The sequence below is a fragment of the Streptomyces sp. SYP-A7185 genome, from assembly GCF_046103685.1.
GTDB lineage: Bacteria > Actinomycetota > Actinomycetes > Streptomycetales > Streptomycetaceae > Streptomyces.
In genome coordinates this window covers 2540595-2554165 of record NZ_CP122310.1, presented here as the reverse complement: position 1 = coordinate 2554165, position 13571 = coordinate 2540595, and the positions used below count along the sequence as shown (strand labels likewise).

The following is a 13571-nucleotide window of genomic DNA, read 5'->3' as shown; positions in this document are numbered from 1 at the left end:
AATTTGATGCGAAGCAGCAACGGCAGGAACAGCAGCGGAAACAACGGCGGGAGCCGTGGTGGCAACAGCGGCAGCCGTGGCAGCAGCGGTGGTCGCCCCAGCAGCGGTGGCCGACCGAGCGGTGGTGGCCGCCCGAGCGGCGGCGGCCGGGGCAACAGCGGTGGCGGCCGCGACTACCGGGGTTCCGGAAACAGCCCCGACCGGCAGGGACGCGGCGCCGGTGGCGCGCGCGACGACCAGCCGCCGAAGCGTGAGAGCAAGCCCCGCCCCGAGGAGCGCCGCTACGACGTGGGCGGTGACGCCTCCCGCAAGGGCCGTGGCGCCTCGGCGCGCGGCGGCGCCAAGGGCGGCCCCCGGGCGCCCCAGAGCTCGGACCGGGGCACCCGGCGCGGCGCGGGAGCTCCCGCGACGTCCCGTGAGTACGACGCGCGGCAGGAAGAGCGCAACCGCGAGCGGTACGCGGGCAAGCCGAAGGTCAGCCCGCCCAAGACCTTCCCGGGCGCCGAGCAGGAGGGCGAGCGGCTCCAGAAGGTCCTCGCCCGCGCCGGCTACGGCTCGCGCCGTGCCTGCGAGGAGCTGGTCGAGCAGGCCCGCGTCGAGGTCAACGGCGAGATCGTGCTCGAACAGGGCATGCGGGTCCAGCCGGAGCAGGACGAGATCAAGGTCGACGGCCTGACGGTCGCCACCCAGTCGTACCAGTTCTTCTCCCTGAACAAGCCCGCCGGTGTGGTCTCCACCATGGAGGACACCGAGGGACGCCAGTGCCTGGGCGACTACGTGACCAACCGCGAGACGCGGCTGTTCCACGTCGGCCGCCTTGACACCGAGACCGAGGGCGTCATCCTGCTCACCAACCACGGTGAGCTGGCCCACCGCCTCACGCACCCGAAGTACGGCGTGAAGAAGGTCTACCTCGCGCACATCGTCGGTCCGATCCCGCGCGACCTGGGCAAGCAGCTCAAGGACGGCATCCAGCTCGAGGACGGGTACGCCCGCGCGGACCACTTCCGCGTCGTCGAGCAGACCGGCAAGAACTACCTGGTCGAGGTGACGCTGCACGAGGGCCGCAAGCACATCGTGCGCCGCATGCTCGCCGAGGCGGGCTTCCCGGTCGACAAGCTGGTGCGGACGTCCTTCGGGCCGATCACGCTGGGCGACCAGAAGTCGGGCTGGCTGCGACGCCTGTCCAACACCGAGGTCGGCATGCTGATGCAGGAGGTCGACCTCTAGGCCTCAGGCCTCAGGTCTCAGGTCTCAGGTCTCGTCCGGGCCCCGGCGCCGGACCGAGGCCGGTGAAGGCGGCCGTTCCCGCACCCGCGGGGACGGCCGCCTTTTCGTGTCTTGCGCGGCACCCCTCCCTCCCTTTATGGTCAGAGCGACTCTAAAGGGGAGGAGGGGAGCCGTGCAGGGCTACGACAAGCACGCCTTCGAGCCGTTCGCCGTCACCGTGGACCTCGCCGTCTTCACCGTCCGCGCGGGCCGCCTGCACGTCCTGCTCGTCGAGCGGGGCCAGGATCCCTACGCCGGGCGGTGGGCGCTGCCCGGCGGTTTCGTGCTCCCGGAGGAGTCCGCCGAGACGGCGGCGGGACGCGAGCTCGCCGAGGAGACCGGCCTCACCGACAGCGCCGGACTCCACCTGGAGCAGCTGCGCACCTACAGCGAACCGGACCGCGACCCCCGGATGCGCGTCGTCTCGGTCGCCTTCGCGGCGCTCGTCCCCGACCCGCCCGAGGCGCGCGCCGGCAGCGACGCGGCCCGCGCGGAGTGGCTGCCCCACGGCGCCCGGGGACCGCTCGCCTTCGACCACGACCGCATCCTGGCCGACGCCCACGACCGCGTCCGCGCGAAGTTCGAGTACACCGGCCTCGCCACCGCCTTCTGCCCGCCCGAGTTCACCCTCGGCGAGCTGCGGCAGGTCTACGAGACCGTGTGGGGCGCCGAACTCGACCCGGCCAACTTCCGGCGCAAGGTCCTCGGCACGTCCGGCTTCGTCGAGGCGATCCCCGGGGCCGCGCGCCTGACGGGCGGCCGGGGCAAACCGGCGGCCCTCTACCGCGCGGGCCCGGCCACCTCCCTGCACCCGCCCCTGCTCCGGCCCTCGACGGCCACCGCCGTCCCTGCGGAAGGAAAGCCCTCATGAAGCGTGCCGCCACCGGATCCCTCCTGGGCCTCGCCCTGGGGGACGCGCTCGGCTTCCCGACCGAGTTCAACGACGTACCGTCGATCCTCGCCAAGTGCGGGCCCTGGCGGGAGATGGAGCTGCCCACGCCCGCGATCGTCACGGACGACACGCAGATGACGCTGGCGCTGGGCCGCGGCCTGCGGACCGCCACGGAACGCGGGCCGCTCGGGCCCAAGCGGATGGAGCGGCCGGTGCGCGAGGAGTTCGTGGACTGGTACCGGTCCCCGGAGAACAACCGCGCGCCCGGCAACACCTGCCTGAAGGCCTGCCACCTCCTCAAGACCGGCAGACCATGGGAAGAGGCGAGCCAGGTCCACTCCAAGGGCTGCGGCGCCAACATGCGCGTCGCACCCGTCGGGCTCGTCCCGGGCCTGAGCGACGAGCAGCGGGCGGGAGCCGCCCAGTTGCAGTCCGCGCTGACCCACGGCCACCCCACGGCGCTCGCCGCCTCGGACCTCACGGCCCACGCCGTGCGGCTGCTCGCCCAGGGCGCCGAGCCGACGGGCCTGGTGGGGCTGCTGCGCTCCTACGCGTACGACAACCGCCGGACGTACCACGCGCGCTGGCTCGGCGAGCTGTGGACGCGGGACGGCGACCCGACGCCCGAGACGTTCATGGCCCGCGGCTGGGACGAGTGCCTGGCCGTCCTCGAACGCCTTGAGGGAGCACTGCGGGACGCCAACCCGGAGACGGACCCCTGCCTGGCCACCGGAGCGGGCTGGATCGCGGAAGAGGCGCTCGCCACGGGGCTGCTGTGCTTCCTCCAGTTCGTGGACGAGCCCCTCCTGGCCCTGCGCCGGGCGGCCTGCACCTCCGGTGACTCCGACTCCATCGCCTGCCTGGCCGGTGCCTTCGCCGGTGCCCACCTGGGCGCGGACGCCTGGCCCGCCGAGTGGGCCGGGCGGATCGAGTACCGGCAGGAGCTGCTTCAGCTCGGGGCGCTCTGGGACTCCTGAGCCAGGGCCGACGCGCGGCGCACCCGGAAGAGGAAGTCCTCGACCCGGCGGCGGTCCGGCTCGGCGGGGAGCGGTGTGCGCCCGGCCGCCTCGTCCACCTCCCTCGCGAGGCGGTCCATGCGGGACTCGACGTCCTGCCAGGACACCTCGCCGCGCTTGACCGCCAGCAGGGGGCCGCGCTGCTCGCCGACGTCGAGCGTCAGCGTCCCGGTGCGCAGCAGGTCGCGGCAGCTCGTCAGGAGGCGCAGCAGGTGCATCGCGTGCTTCCAGCGGGGCGTGCCGTACCGGCGTACGTCCGTCTCCAGCTTCTTGTGCTGGCCCAGCGCATAGCCGGCGAAGGTGGTGTGGACCTGGCGGGACAGGAAAGCCTCGCGCAGGGCGAGGAGTTCGCGGCCGGTGTCCGTCACCTCTTCCACGAGCGGGGAGTGCAGGCACTCCAGGACGTTCGGGTTGGCGCGCAGGGCCAGCTCGCAGAAGCGCTCCAGCTCCCAGCTGAACTGCTCCCGCGCCGGGCCGTCCACGTGCGTCGGCGGCTTCTCGAAGCGCCAGAAGAGCGCGGTGGGGGCCAGGAAGACGCCCCTGCGGTCGGTGTCGCTGCCGTCCGTGGCCAGACCGAAGGCGCGCGAGCCCATCACGCAGGCGTAGACGGTGTGGTCGCGCACGAGGTCCGTGCCGGTGGGGCGGTTCATGCGGTGAGCGTACGGCGGGGACCTAGCCGAGGGTGATCGAATTTCCGGTGACGTCGATCTTCCGCGGGGGGAGCGGGCGCGGCGCGGGACCGCCCGCCACCGAGGCGTCGGCCACGCGGTACTTGCTGCCGTGGCAGGCGCAGTTGATCGTGCCGTCCGCGACCTCGGCGACCGTGCAGCCGGAGTGCGTGCAGACCGCCGAGAAGGCCTTGAAGTCGCCCTTCCGCGGCTGCGTGACGACCACCTTCTCGTCCTTGAAGACCTTCCCGCCGCCGACCGGGATGTCGGAGGTCTTGGCCAGCTCGTCCGCCGCGGGCGGCGGCTCGTCCTTCCCGCCCGGCTTCTTCGCCGAGGAGGAGGCCGCCGTCGGCTGCGACGCCGGCGGCTCGGGCTCCGCGCCCTCGTCCCCGTACTTGCTGCATCCGGCGGTCAGCGCGATCGCGCCGCCGGTCGCCAGGAGGGTGCGCCGGGTCGGGCGCGCCCCGCTCACGTCGTCACCCCGAACGTGCGGAAGAACCACAGCGCCGACGTCAGCCAGACCACCGTGAGGACCACCAACACCAGGCCGCCGACCACCGGGAGCAGCCAGCCGGGCAGCTTCTCCGAGCGGAGCAGCAGCATCTTGGCGCTGAAGGCCCCGTAGAAGAAGCAGCCCAGCAGCGAGTGCCACATCACCCGCGTCGAGTACGTCTGGTAGCCGAGGCCGTAGAGGCAGTGGACCGCCACCGGGACCGACACCAGGAACGCGATCCGGCCCGACCAGCGGTGCAGCGCCGCCGACCAGGAGGGGCCCGGCAGCCGCCCGTACACCATGAACGCCGAGACGACCTGGACCAGCGCGAAGGCGAACGCCGTCGTGCCCAGCCAGGACTTGACCGCGCTCGTGCTGCTGAACCCGGCGAGGTTGAAGGCCGTGCCCTCCGGGTCGTGCGCCTTGCCGTACGCCCCGAGGCCGATCGCGACCGCCGCGGCGACCAGGGCGGGGAGGAGATAGCGGGCGGCACCGGGGCGGCGGTGGTCGCCCGCGGCGGGTGGCGGGGTGAAGCCGCCCTGCGTGGCGGCGTTCGGGTCGACGCTCATGGCGGCTCCCTGGTCGGGGCGGAGCGGATCAGGGCACGACGGAACGGGCGGTGAGACGGTCGCCGTCGACCACGACGACGCCGGTCTCCGGGTCGAGGAGCGGGGCCTTGCGGGGCGTGCCGTCGCGCTTGACGATGCCGACCTGCCGCCCGTCCGGCAGGACGATCCAGCCGCCGTCGATCTCGGCGCCGCGCACCTCGGTGGTCGCGCGGTACAGACCGGAGGGCTTCTTCGCCCGGGCGGCGGTGAAGTCCCGCGGCTGCTTGCCTACCTCGACCGTGCCGCGGACCGCGTTGTCGGCGAGGGTGCCCTCCAGCTTCGCGCCGTTCTTGCCGGTCAGGCGCATGGAGCCGTCGTCCTCGACGTCGCCCTTCAGCCAGGACTCCGCGTCGCGGCCGTTGCAGTAGTACGCGATGGCCTTGTCGTCACGGACCGAGACGGAGACCGCGGCGACGTCGTCGGCCGTGCGGCCCGCGTACTCGGACTTCCCGGGCGGCCGCTTCGACGGGCTCTTCGACGGGCTTTCCGAGGGACTCCGCGAGGCGCTCTCGGTGGGCGTGGCGGACGGCGCGTCCTTGGCGGGCTTCGAGGCGGAGGGCGCCGGTGACGCGCCGCCGGGCGCGTCCCCTCCGTACGACGTGCTGCGCGTCCCCGTCGTCGCGTTGAGCGACAGCATGAACAGGGCGAGCAGCAGCCCCCCGAGAAGCGTGTAGAGCGGTCCTGAGCGCTTCATGCGGCCTCCCCCGAGGCGTGGGCCTTGCCGGCCCCTCCGTGCAAACCCCTCCGTGCAACCCCTCCATGCAAGCGGACCCGTGCCCCGGCGTCCATAGTTGAACGCCCACCAATCGGGCCAAGTGGCGACAGGGGGCGATTCGGGTGACATTGGCATGGTCTGAGGCCCGCGCCCCTCCGTGGCGCCGGCCCGGCCCCTCACTCGAAAGGCGCGACCATGGCGGGTAACGATCTGGGAAGCCTTCTCGGCGGTCTCCTCGGCGGCGGTCAGGGCGGTCAGGGCGGTCAAGCCGGCTCCGGAGGCGGCAACGTCCTCGGCTCGCTGCTCGGCGGACTGCTGGGCGGCGGCGCGGGCGGCAGCGGCGGCCAGGGCGGCGCCGGCGGCGGCAACCCGCTGGGCGGCCTGATGGACATGATCACGAAGTCGGGCCTGGTCAGCCAGGACCAGCTGGACTCCTGGGTCGGCAAGGGCGACAACCAGCCGCTGAGCCCGGACCAGGTCAAGCAGGCCGTCCCCGACGAGACCCTGGACAAGGTCGCCACCGACGCCGGCGTCAGCCGGGACGAGGCCGCCGACCAGATCGCACGGCAGCTGCCCCAGGCCGTCGACAAACTGACCCCCGAGGGCCAGGTCCCCACGGGATCCCTCGAGGACATCATCAAGGAGCAGAAGCTCTGACCCCACCCCGGTCAGGCACGCGGCGTCCGTCTCGGCAGGCGGGCGCCGCGCACTCGTCCCCGGGGCGCTGACTACCCTTGGTCCGTACAGCAGTCGTACGAAGCGAACGAGGAGCGGCACAGTGGCGGTACGAGCGGTCCGGGGCGCCGTCCAACTGGAGCGGGACGCCGCCGACCACATGGACGAGCAGGTCGGCGAGCTGCTCACCGCCGTCATCGAGCGGAACGGGCTGACCCAGGAGGACCTGATCAGCATCTGGTTCACCGCGACGCCCGACCTGCACAGCGACTTCCCCGCGGCCGCCGCCCGCCGGCTCGGCATCGTGGACGTCCCGCTGATCTGCGCGCAGGAGCTGGACGTCGAGGGCGCCCTGCCCCGGGTCGTCCGCGTCCTCGCGCACATAGAGTCCCCCAAGCCCCGCGCCGAGATCACGCACGTCTACCTCGGCGCCGCCGCCACCCTGCGCAAGGACATCGCCCAGTGAGGACCGCGCTCGTCATCGGCACCGGCCTGATCGGCACCTCCGCCGCCCTGGCCCTCGTCTCGCGCGGCGTGACCGTGCACCTCGCCGACCACGACCCCGGGCAGGCCCGCACGGCCGCCGCGCTCGGCGCGGGCACCGACGAGGCGCCCGAGGGACCGGTCGACCTGTGCGTCGTCGCCGTACCGCCCGCGCACGTCGCCGCGACCCTGGCCGACGTCATGCGCCGCGGGGCGGCCCGCGGCTACCTCGACGTGGCGAGCGTCAAGGGCGGCCCGCGCCGCGAGCTCGAAGCGCTCGGCGTCGACCTCACCCCGTACATCGGCACGCACCCCATGTCCGGGCGCGAGCGCAGCGGTCCGCTCGCCGCCACCGCCGACCTCTTCGAGGGCCGGCCCTGGGTCCTGACACCCACCCGCGACACCGACACCGAGGTCCTCAACCTCGCCCTGGAGCTCGTCGCCCTGTGCCGTGCCGTGCCGGTCGTCATGGACGCCGACGCGCACGACCGCGCGGTCGCGCTCGTCTCGCACATGCCGCACCTGGTCTCCAGCATGGTCGCCGCGCGTCTCGAGGACGCCGAGGAGACGGCGGTGCGCCTGTGCGGGCAGGGCATCCGCGACGTCACGCGCATCGCCGCGTCGGACCCGCGGATGTGGATCGACATCCTGTCGGCCAACCCCGGCCCCGTCGCCGACCTGCTGTCCGCCGTCGCCACCGATCTCGACGAGACGGTCACCGCGCTGCGGGCGCTCCAGTCGGCCGACGACGCCAAGCGGCGCGAGGGCGCCGCGGGCGTCGAGGGCATGCTGCGCCGGGGCAACGCGGGCCAGGTCCGGGTCCCCGGCAAGCACGGGGCGGCCCCGGCCGCGTACGAGGTCGTCGCGGTGCTCATCGACGACCAGCCGGGGCAGCTGGCCAGGATCTTCGGCGACGCGGACCAGGCCGGCGTGAACATCGAGGACGTCCGCATCGAGCACGCCACGGGCCGGCAGGCGGGCCTCGTCCAGCTCCTCGTCGAGCCGAAGGCGGTCCCGGTCCTCACCGCGGCGCTGCGGGAGCGGGGCTGGTCGATCCGGCAGTAGCCGCCGCGGGGCGACCGGGACAGGGGCTTCCCACCGGGCAGTAAGAGGCACCCGTGGGAGCCAGTAACCTTGTCCAGGGCAGGAATGCCGCCCCGCTCCAGCCCCGTGCACACAGAAAGGTGCCCGCAGCCCGTGGAAACCGTGGAAACCGCCCCGGCAGCAGTGATCGTCGCCATCGACGGGCCCTCCGGCACGGGCAAGTCGAGCACCTCGAAGGCCGTCGCCGCCCAGCTCGCCCTGAGCTACCTGGACACCGGTGCCCAGTACCGCGCGATCACCTGGTGGATGGTGCACAACGGCATCGACCTGACGGACCCCACCGCCATCGCCGCGGTCGCGGGCAAGCCCGAGATCGTCTCCGGCACCGACCCGCTCGCCCCGACCATCACGGTCGACGGCACGGATGTCGCGGGGCCGATCCGCACCACCGACGTCACCTCGAAGGTCAGCGCGGTCAGCGCCGTCCCCGAGGTGCGCGCCCGCATCACGGAGCTCCAGCGCACCATCGCCGCGTCCGCCGAGAAGGGCATCGTCGTCGAGGGGCGCGACATCGGTACGACCGTCCTGCCCGACGCCGACCTGAAGATCTTCCTCACGGCTTCGCCCGAGGCCCGCGCCGCCCGCCGCAGCGGCGAGCTCAAGGGCGCCGACGTCGCCGCCACGCGCGAGGCGCTCATCAAGCGGGACACGGCCGACTCCAGCCGCAAGACGTCCCCGCTGGCCAAGGCCGACGACGCCGTCGAGGTGGACACCACCGAGCTCACGCTCCAGCAGGTCATCGAGTGCGTCGTCACCCTCGTCGAGGAGAAGCGGGCCGCGAAGTGACCGCGGCGCCGTCGGAACGGGGTGCGGAGGTCGGCCGCCGCATCGGCGTCGGCCTCATGTACGGCCTGTGGAAGCCCCGCGTCCTCGGCGCCTGGAAGGTCCCCACGACCGGCCCGGTGATCCTGGCCGTGAACCACTCCCACAACGTCGACGGCCCGATGGTGATGGGGACGGCACCCAGGCCGACGCACTTCCTCATCAAGAAGGAAGCGTTCATCGGCCCCCTTGACCGCTTCCTGCGCGGCATCGGACAGGTCAAGGTGGACCGTGAGATCGCCGATCGCACGGCCATCACCCAGGCGCTCGGCGTCCTCGACGACGGCGGCGTCCTCGGGATCTTCCCCGAGGGCACCCGGGGCGAGGGGAACTTCGCCTCGCTGCGCGCCGGCCTCGCGTACTTCGCCGTACGGAGCGGGGCGCCGATCGTCCCGGTCGCCGTTCTGGGAAGCACGGAGAAGCACGGACGGTTGTTGAAGGGGCTGCCCCCGCTGCGCAGCAGGGTCGACGTCATCTTCGGCGACCCCTTCGAGGCGGGCGACGACAACGGACGGCGGACGCGCAAGGCGCTGGACGAGGCGACCGTGCGCATCCAGGAGCGGCTGACCGCGCACCTGGCCGACGCCAGGCGCCTGACCGGGCGCTGAGCGAGACTTTCAGTAGTGGACCCCTCCGAGGCGGTCCACCGATCACGAATACGACAGAGGTACGGACTTCATGAACGACCAGATCCAGCCCGAAGGCTCGGCTGAACACGAGCACGGGGCGCTTGGCGACGCCGAGTACGCGGAGTTCATGGAGCTCGCCGCGGAGGAGGGCTTCGACGTCGAGGACGTCGAAGGCGCGATCGACGCGGCGGGCCACGGCCCGCTGCCCGCCCTCGCGGTGATCGGCCGTCCGAACGTCGGCAAGTCGACCCTCGTCAACCGCATCATCGGCCGCCGCGAGGCCGTCGTCGAGGACCGCCCCGGCGTGACCCGCGACCGCGTGACGTACGAGGCCGAGTGGGCGGGCCGCCGCTTCAAGCTCGTCGACACCGGCGGCTGGGAGCAGGACGTCCTCGGCATCGACGCGTCCGTGGCCGCCCAGGCGGAGTACGCGATCGAGGCCGCCGACGCGGTCGTCTTCGTCGTGGACGCCACGGTCGGCGCCACCGACACGGACGAAGCCGTCGTGCGCCTCCTGCGCAAGTCCGGCAAGCCCGTCGTCCTGTGCGCCAACAAGGTCGACGGCCCCTCCGGCGAAGCCGACGCCACCGCCCTGTGGGCGCTCGGCCTCGGCGAGCCGCACCCGGTCTCCGCGCTGCACGGCCGCGGCACCGGCGACATGCTGGACGCCGTCCTGGACGCGCTGCCCGAGGCGCCCGCCCAGTCCTTCGGCACCGCCATCGGCGGCCCGCGCCGCATCGCGCTCATCGGCCGTCCGAACGTCGGCAAGTCGTCGCTCCTGAACAAGGTGGCCAACGAGAACCGCGTGGTCGTCAACGAGATCGCGGGCACCACCCGTGACCCGGTCGACGAGCTCATCGAGCTCGGCGGCGTCGTCTGGAAGTTCGTGGACACCGCGGGCATCCGCAAGCGCGTCCACCTCCAGCAGGGCGCCGACTACTACGCCTCGCTGCGTACGGCCGCCGCCGTCGAGAAGGCGGAGGTCGCGGTCATCCTGATCGACGCCAGCGAGTCGATCAGCGTCCAGGACCAGCGCATCGTGACGATGGCCGTCGAGGCGGGCCGCGCCATCGTCGTCGCGTACAACAAGTGGGACACCCTCGACGAGGAGCGCCGCTACTACCTGGAGCGGGAGATCGAGACCGAGCTCCTCCAGGTCGCGTGGGCGCCCCGCGTGAACGTGTCCGCCGAGACCGGCCGCCACATGGAGAAGCTCGTCCCGGCGATCGAGACGGCCCTCGCGGGCTGGGAGACGCGCGTCCCGACGGGCCGCCTCAACGCCTTCCTCGGCGAGCTCGTGGCGTCCCACCCGCACCCGATCCGGGGCGGCAAGCAGCCCCGCATCCTCTTCGGCACGCAGGCGGGCACGAAGCCGCCGCGGTTCGTGCTCTTCTCCTCCGGCTTCATCGAGCACGGCTACCGCCGCTTCGTGGAGCGCAGGCTGCGCGAGGAGTTCGGCTTCGAGGGCACGCCGATCCACATCTCGGTGCGGGTGCGCGAGAAGCGCGGCCGCAAGAAGTAGTCCCCTCAAGCAGCCGCGGACGGACCAAAGGGCCGGGCCCCGCCTTCTCGACGAAGACGGGGCCCGGCCCTTTGACGCGCTGTCCGTCCTCAGAACCCCCTGCGCGGTCCCGGCGGCAGCGCCGCGGGGAACTGCTGGTGCACCGTGCCGTGCTGCTCGTGGCCGTAGCGGCTGACGTGCAGCTGGCCGAAGGTGTGGTGCCGGGAGTCGTGCCGGTCGCCTGCCCGGTGCATGCCGTAGGGCGCGTTGCCGAACGACGTGAAGCCCAGGTCCTCCTCGCCGGTCCGGTCTCCCGGAAGGGCCTTGAACGACCTGCGGTACTCCGAGTAGAGCGCGTCGTAGATCGGTGTGGCCGAGTACTCGCCCCCCGTGTCCTGCTGCGCCGTGCGCATGGAGGGGATGGGGGTCTGGTACGCCGGCCGGGGGCGGGAGGGGTCGTATGTGTGCACGTCTGTGCCAACGACCCCGTGGTCGTACGGATGCGGGGGCCGCGCCGCTTTCACGGGGCGCCGGGAGCGTGCCCGGCGCGCGCGTGCCCCGGGGCGGGGCGGTGCGCGGCCCCCACGGGCTCAGGTGCCCGCGAGCGGCATCGCCGCCGCGACCAGGCGTCCGTGCGCCGCCGCCTTGTCCAGGGCGCCGCGCAGCAGGTCCTCGCGGGGCTGGCGGCCGATGGAGCCGACCGGGGCCGCGAACAGGAGCACGCTCTGGAGCTTGTTCGCCGCCGAGCGCCAGTCCTCGGTGACCTGGAGCGGGTGGTGCGCCTGCCACCAGGCGACGGGGGAGCCGCCGCCCGCCGCGGGCTGGAGCACCGCGTGCAGCTGGCCCGCGGCGAGCAGCACGGACCAGCCGTGCAGCACCGGGGGCACGCCGTCGAGCGAGGCCACGGGGCTGAAGCCCTGCTCCACCAGGAGCTGGAGGAAGTCGTCGCCGCCGCCGGGGGCGGCCCCGGGGCGCGCGATGGCGCCGGTCGGCTCGACCACGAGCGCGGGCCGCAGCTCGCCCTCGATGAGGACGAGACCGCTGGTCACGCCGAGGACCGCCTGGTCGGGCACTCCTTCGCCGGGACCGGCTCCCGCGACACCGGCGAGACCGGTGCCGTCCTCGCCGGTGATGGAGCGCACGGCGCCCTGGAGCTGCTCCTCGGAGACCTGGACGATCTGCGAGGGCAGGCAGGTGGCGTGGGCGAAGGCGAGCACTGCGGTCTCGTCTCCGATGAACAGGACCGTGCTGGTGCGTTCCTGTTCGGTGTCGCCCGGAGTACGGCAGGAGGTGCAGTCGTAACTGCCCGGGGCGTTCTCTCCGGCGAGCAGCCGGTCGGCTTCTTCGTCGCCGATCTCGGCGCGTACGTCGTCGCCGACGTCGAGCATGCGCGGCACGGGGGGCTCCTCGGAATCGTTGCGTGCGGACCGGGGGTGCCCGGCTCATAAGAAGACAACGGGCGATCAGTGGCGCAAGTCACGCGCGGAGGCGAACGGAATCGAACCATCCGCAGCGGAGGGTGAGTTGCCCCGCGGAATCCGTCACTCCGCGCCAACGTCTTCTGCGTACAGGCAAGTTGCCCCGGTGAGCTGGGTCACAGATCGCTCTGCCGACAGGTCGACAAATACGGAAATCAGGGAATTAAGTGGCTGGCTGGAAATCGCCGATACTGCCGGTAACGTCCAACTGGCCTGGAATGACAAGGAGTTGGTTGATATCGGGGCGAGCAGGCACCTAGATTCCACCGCCGTGTGCAGCGAGCACCGCTCGGGTATGTCCGCCGGCCGCGCCGGGCAGCCAGCTGGGGCACCACGGCACGAACGTGCCGGACTCCGGCGGACGGGGTGAGCGGACCTCCGGCGTCAGATGCGCGGGAGGTCCGGGACACCTGGGGGACCCCGGGTCCTTCGAGAGGGATATTCATGTCCGCACGTCCCAAGTGCGTTCGCAGGACAGCAGTGATCGGCGGAGCGGCGTTGCTCGCCCCGCTGGGACTGCTCGCCGCCACCGGCCAGGCCGGGGCGGCGGACAGCGGAGTGTGGGATCGCATCGCTCAGTGCGAGAGCGGCGGAAACTGGCACATCAACACCGGGAACGGCTACTACGGAGGACTCCAGTTCTCCGCGTCCACCTGGCGCGCGTACGGCGGGGGCGCCTATGCGGCGACCGCCGACCAGGCGTCCAAGGCGCAGCAGATCGCTGTCGCCTCGAAGGTCCAGCGCGCCCAGGGGTGGGGCGCGTGGCCCAGCTGTTCGGCACGGGCGGGTGCGTCCGGGAGCGCGCCGGGGGCGGCAGCCGCTCCGGCGGCCCCCAAGGCCGCCAAGGCACCGCAGGCACCCAAGGCGGCCCAGGCGGCACCCAAGGCGGCGAAGCAGCGGCCCGCCGAGCCGCAGCGGACGCCGGGTCACGCGAACCGGGGATCCGGGCGCGGTGACTACACCGTTCGGCAGGGGGACACCCTCAGCCGGATCGCGGCCGCGCACGGCGTCGGCTGGCAGCAGGTGTACGCCGCCAACAAGGCGGTCATCGGCGGGGATCCGAACGTGATCCTGCCCGGCCAGCGGCTCGATCTCTGAGCCGCGGCCACTCAGAGGCGCGGTCCCGCCCGGTCCTCCGACCGGGTGGGGCCGCGCCCGTGGCGGCGCGGCACGGCTCCGCGCCGCGGGGGCGCTGCCTAGCGTGGGCGGATGTATCCG

The 13571-nt window shown here is 72.9% G+C and carries 16 protein-coding genes; 10 read left to right on the top strand and 6 right to left on the bottom strand.

Annotated features, from left to right (window positions below):
* Window positions 1-6 precede the first annotated feature (6 nt).
* The 3 genes from QBL25_RS11185 to QBL25_RS11175 all read left to right on the top strand — a co-directional run bounded on the left by QBL25_RS11185 (window position 7) and on the right by QBL25_RS11175 (window position 3138).
* Window positions 7-1230, top strand: coding sequence for a pseudouridine synthase (locus QBL25_RS11185; RefSeq protein ID WP_409056875.1), 1224 nt, complete (start codon window positions 7-9; stop codon window positions 1228-1230).
* 136 nt (window positions 1231-1366) lie between these two features.
* The gene (locus QBL25_RS11180; RefSeq protein WP_409056874.1) at window positions 1367-2140 is read left to right on the top strand and encodes an NUDIX hydrolase; all 774 of its coding nucleotides are present in this window, start codon (window positions 1367-1369) and stop codon (window positions 2138-2140) included.
* Window positions 2137-3138 carry an ADP-ribosylglycohydrolase family protein gene (locus QBL25_RS11175; protein ID WP_409056873.1) on the top strand — a complete coding sequence of 334 codons (1002 nt, stop codon included), beginning with the start codon at window positions 2137-2139 and terminating at the stop codon, window positions 3136-3138. Before QBL25_RS11180 ends, QBL25_RS11175 begins: the two co-directional genes overlap by 4 nt.
* Here the strand turns inward: QBL25_RS11175 and QBL25_RS11170 are convergent.
* Genes QBL25_RS11170 through QBL25_RS11155 form a run of 4 tightly spaced genes read right to left on the bottom strand, consistent with a single transcriptional unit; the run spans window position 3111 to window position 5640 of the window.
* Window positions 3111-3827: a DNA polymerase beta superfamily protein gene (locus tag QBL25_RS11170; protein ID WP_409056872.1), complete on the bottom strand. Its 717-nt coding sequence runs from the start codon at window positions 3825-3827 to the stop codon at window positions 3111-3113. The genes QBL25_RS11175 and QBL25_RS11170 overlap by 28 nt on opposite strands.
* Window positions 3828-3849: 22 nt before the next feature.
* Window positions 3850-4317: a Rieske (2Fe-2S) protein gene (locus QBL25_RS11165; protein WP_409056871.1), complete on the bottom strand. Its 468-nt coding sequence runs from the start codon at window positions 4315-4317 to the stop codon at window positions 3850-3852.
* A complete protein-coding gene (locus tag QBL25_RS11160; RefSeq protein WP_409056870.1) occupies window positions 4314-4907 on the bottom strand; it encodes a DUF6529 family protein in 594 nt (197 codons plus the stop codon). Before QBL25_RS11160 ends, QBL25_RS11165 begins: the two co-directional genes overlap by 4 nt.
* Window positions 4908-4935: 28 nt before the next feature.
* Window positions 4936-5640 carry a hypothetical protein gene (locus tag QBL25_RS11155; protein ID WP_409056869.1) on the bottom strand — a complete coding sequence of 235 codons (705 nt, stop codon included), beginning with the start codon at window positions 5638-5640 and terminating at the stop codon, window positions 4936-4938.
* Window positions 5641-5856: 216 nt separating this feature from the next.
* Between QBL25_RS11155 and QBL25_RS11150 the strand changes: the two genes are divergently transcribed.
* The 6 genes from QBL25_RS11150 (at window position 5857) to der (ending at window position 10896) form a co-directional block, all read left to right on the top strand.
* Window positions 5857-6318, top strand: coding sequence for a YidB family protein (locus QBL25_RS11150; RefSeq protein WP_409056868.1), 462 nt, complete (start codon window positions 5857-5859; stop codon window positions 6316-6318).
* A 121-nt stretch (window positions 6319-6439) separates the two neighbouring features.
* Window positions 6440-6802, top strand: a complete 363-nt coding sequence (gene aroH / locus QBL25_RS11145; protein WP_409056867.1) for a chorismate mutase — start codon at window positions 6440-6442, stop codon at window positions 6800-6802.
* On the top strand, window positions 6799-7884 hold the full coding sequence (locus tag QBL25_RS11140; RefSeq protein ID WP_409056866.1) for a prephenate dehydrogenase: 1086 nt from the start codon (window positions 6799-6801) through the stop codon (window positions 7882-7884). Before aroH ends, QBL25_RS11140 begins: the two co-directional genes overlap by 4 nt.
* Window positions 7885-8025: 141 nt before the next feature.
* Entirely contained in the window at window positions 8026-8709 is a 684-nt protein-coding gene (cmk, locus tag QBL25_RS11135) for a (d)CMP kinase (protein ID WP_409062610.1), read from the top strand.
* Entirely contained in the window at window positions 8667-9353 is a 687-nt protein-coding gene (locus tag QBL25_RS11130) for a lysophospholipid acyltransferase family protein (protein ID WP_409056865.1), read from the top strand. Before cmk ends, QBL25_RS11130 begins: the two co-directional genes overlap by 43 nt.
* Window positions 9354-9423: 70 nt before the next feature.
* Window positions 9424-10896 carry a ribosome biogenesis GTPase Der gene (gene der / locus QBL25_RS11125; protein WP_409056864.1) on the top strand — a complete coding sequence of 491 codons (1473 nt, stop codon included), beginning with the start codon at window positions 9424-9426 and terminating at the stop codon, window positions 10894-10896.
* A gap of 89 nt (window positions 10897-10985) precedes the next feature.
* Here der and QBL25_RS11120 read toward each other — a convergent pair whose 3' ends face one another.
* Both QBL25_RS11120 and QBL25_RS11115 read right to left on the bottom strand, forming a co-directional pair.
* The gene (locus tag QBL25_RS11120; RefSeq protein WP_409056863.1) at window positions 10986-11288 is read right to left on the bottom strand and encodes a hypothetical protein; all 303 of its coding nucleotides are present in this window, start codon (window positions 11286-11288) and stop codon (window positions 10986-10988) included.
* A 177-nt stretch (window positions 11289-11465) separates the two neighbouring features.
* Window positions 11466-12272 (bottom strand): hypothetical protein, encoded by an 807-nt coding sequence (locus QBL25_RS11115; protein ID WP_409056862.1) that lies wholly within the window; start codon window positions 12270-12272, stop codon window positions 11466-11468.
* Window positions 12273-12797: 525 nt separating this feature from the next.
* Between QBL25_RS11115 and QBL25_RS11110 the strand changes: the two genes are divergently transcribed.
* Window positions 12798-13451: a transglycosylase family protein gene (locus QBL25_RS11110; protein WP_409056861.1), complete on the top strand. Its 654-nt coding sequence runs from the start codon at window positions 12798-12800 to the stop codon at window positions 13449-13451.
* The last annotated feature ends 120 nt before the right edge of the window (window positions 13452-13571 follow it).

Coding starts and splice junctions, on each gene's coding strand:
- QBL25_RS11175 (WP_409056873.1), top strand. CDS start 2,137: ATGAAGCGTGCCGCCACCGGATCCCTCCTGGGCCTCGCCCTGGGGGAC.
- QBL25_RS11180 (WP_409056874.1), top strand. CDS start 1,367: ATGGTCAGAGCGACTCTAAAGGGGAGGAGGGGAGCCGTGCAGGGCTAC.
- QBL25_RS11150 (WP_409056868.1), top strand. CDS start 5,857: ATGGCGGGTAACGATCTGGGAAGCCTTCTCGGCGGTCTCCTCGGCGGC.
- QBL25_RS11110 (WP_409056861.1), top strand. CDS start 12,798: ATGTCCGCACGTCCCAAGTGCGTTCGCAGGACAGCAGTGATCGGCGGA.
- QBL25_RS11185 (WP_409056875.1), top strand. CDS start 7: ATGCGAAGCAGCAACGGCAGGAACAGCAGCGGAAACAACGGCGGGAGC.
- QBL25_RS11155 (WP_409056869.1), bottom strand. CDS start 5,640: ATGAAGCGCTCAGGACCGCTCTACACGCTTCTCGGGGGGCTGCTGCTC.
- QBL25_RS11160 (WP_409056870.1), bottom strand. CDS start 4,907: ATGAGCGTCGACCCGAACGCCGCCACGCAGGGCGGCTTCACCCCGCCA.
- QBL25_RS11170 (WP_409056872.1), bottom strand. CDS start 3,827: ATGAACCGCCCCACCGGCACGGACCTCGTGCGCGACCACACCGTCTAC.
- QBL25_RS11120 (WP_409056863.1), bottom strand. CDS start 11,288: ATGCGCACGGCGCAGCAGGACACGGGGGGCGAGTACTCGGCCACACCG.
- der (WP_409056864.1), top strand. CDS start 9,424: ATGAACGACCAGATCCAGCCCGAAGGCTCGGCTGAACACGAGCACGGG.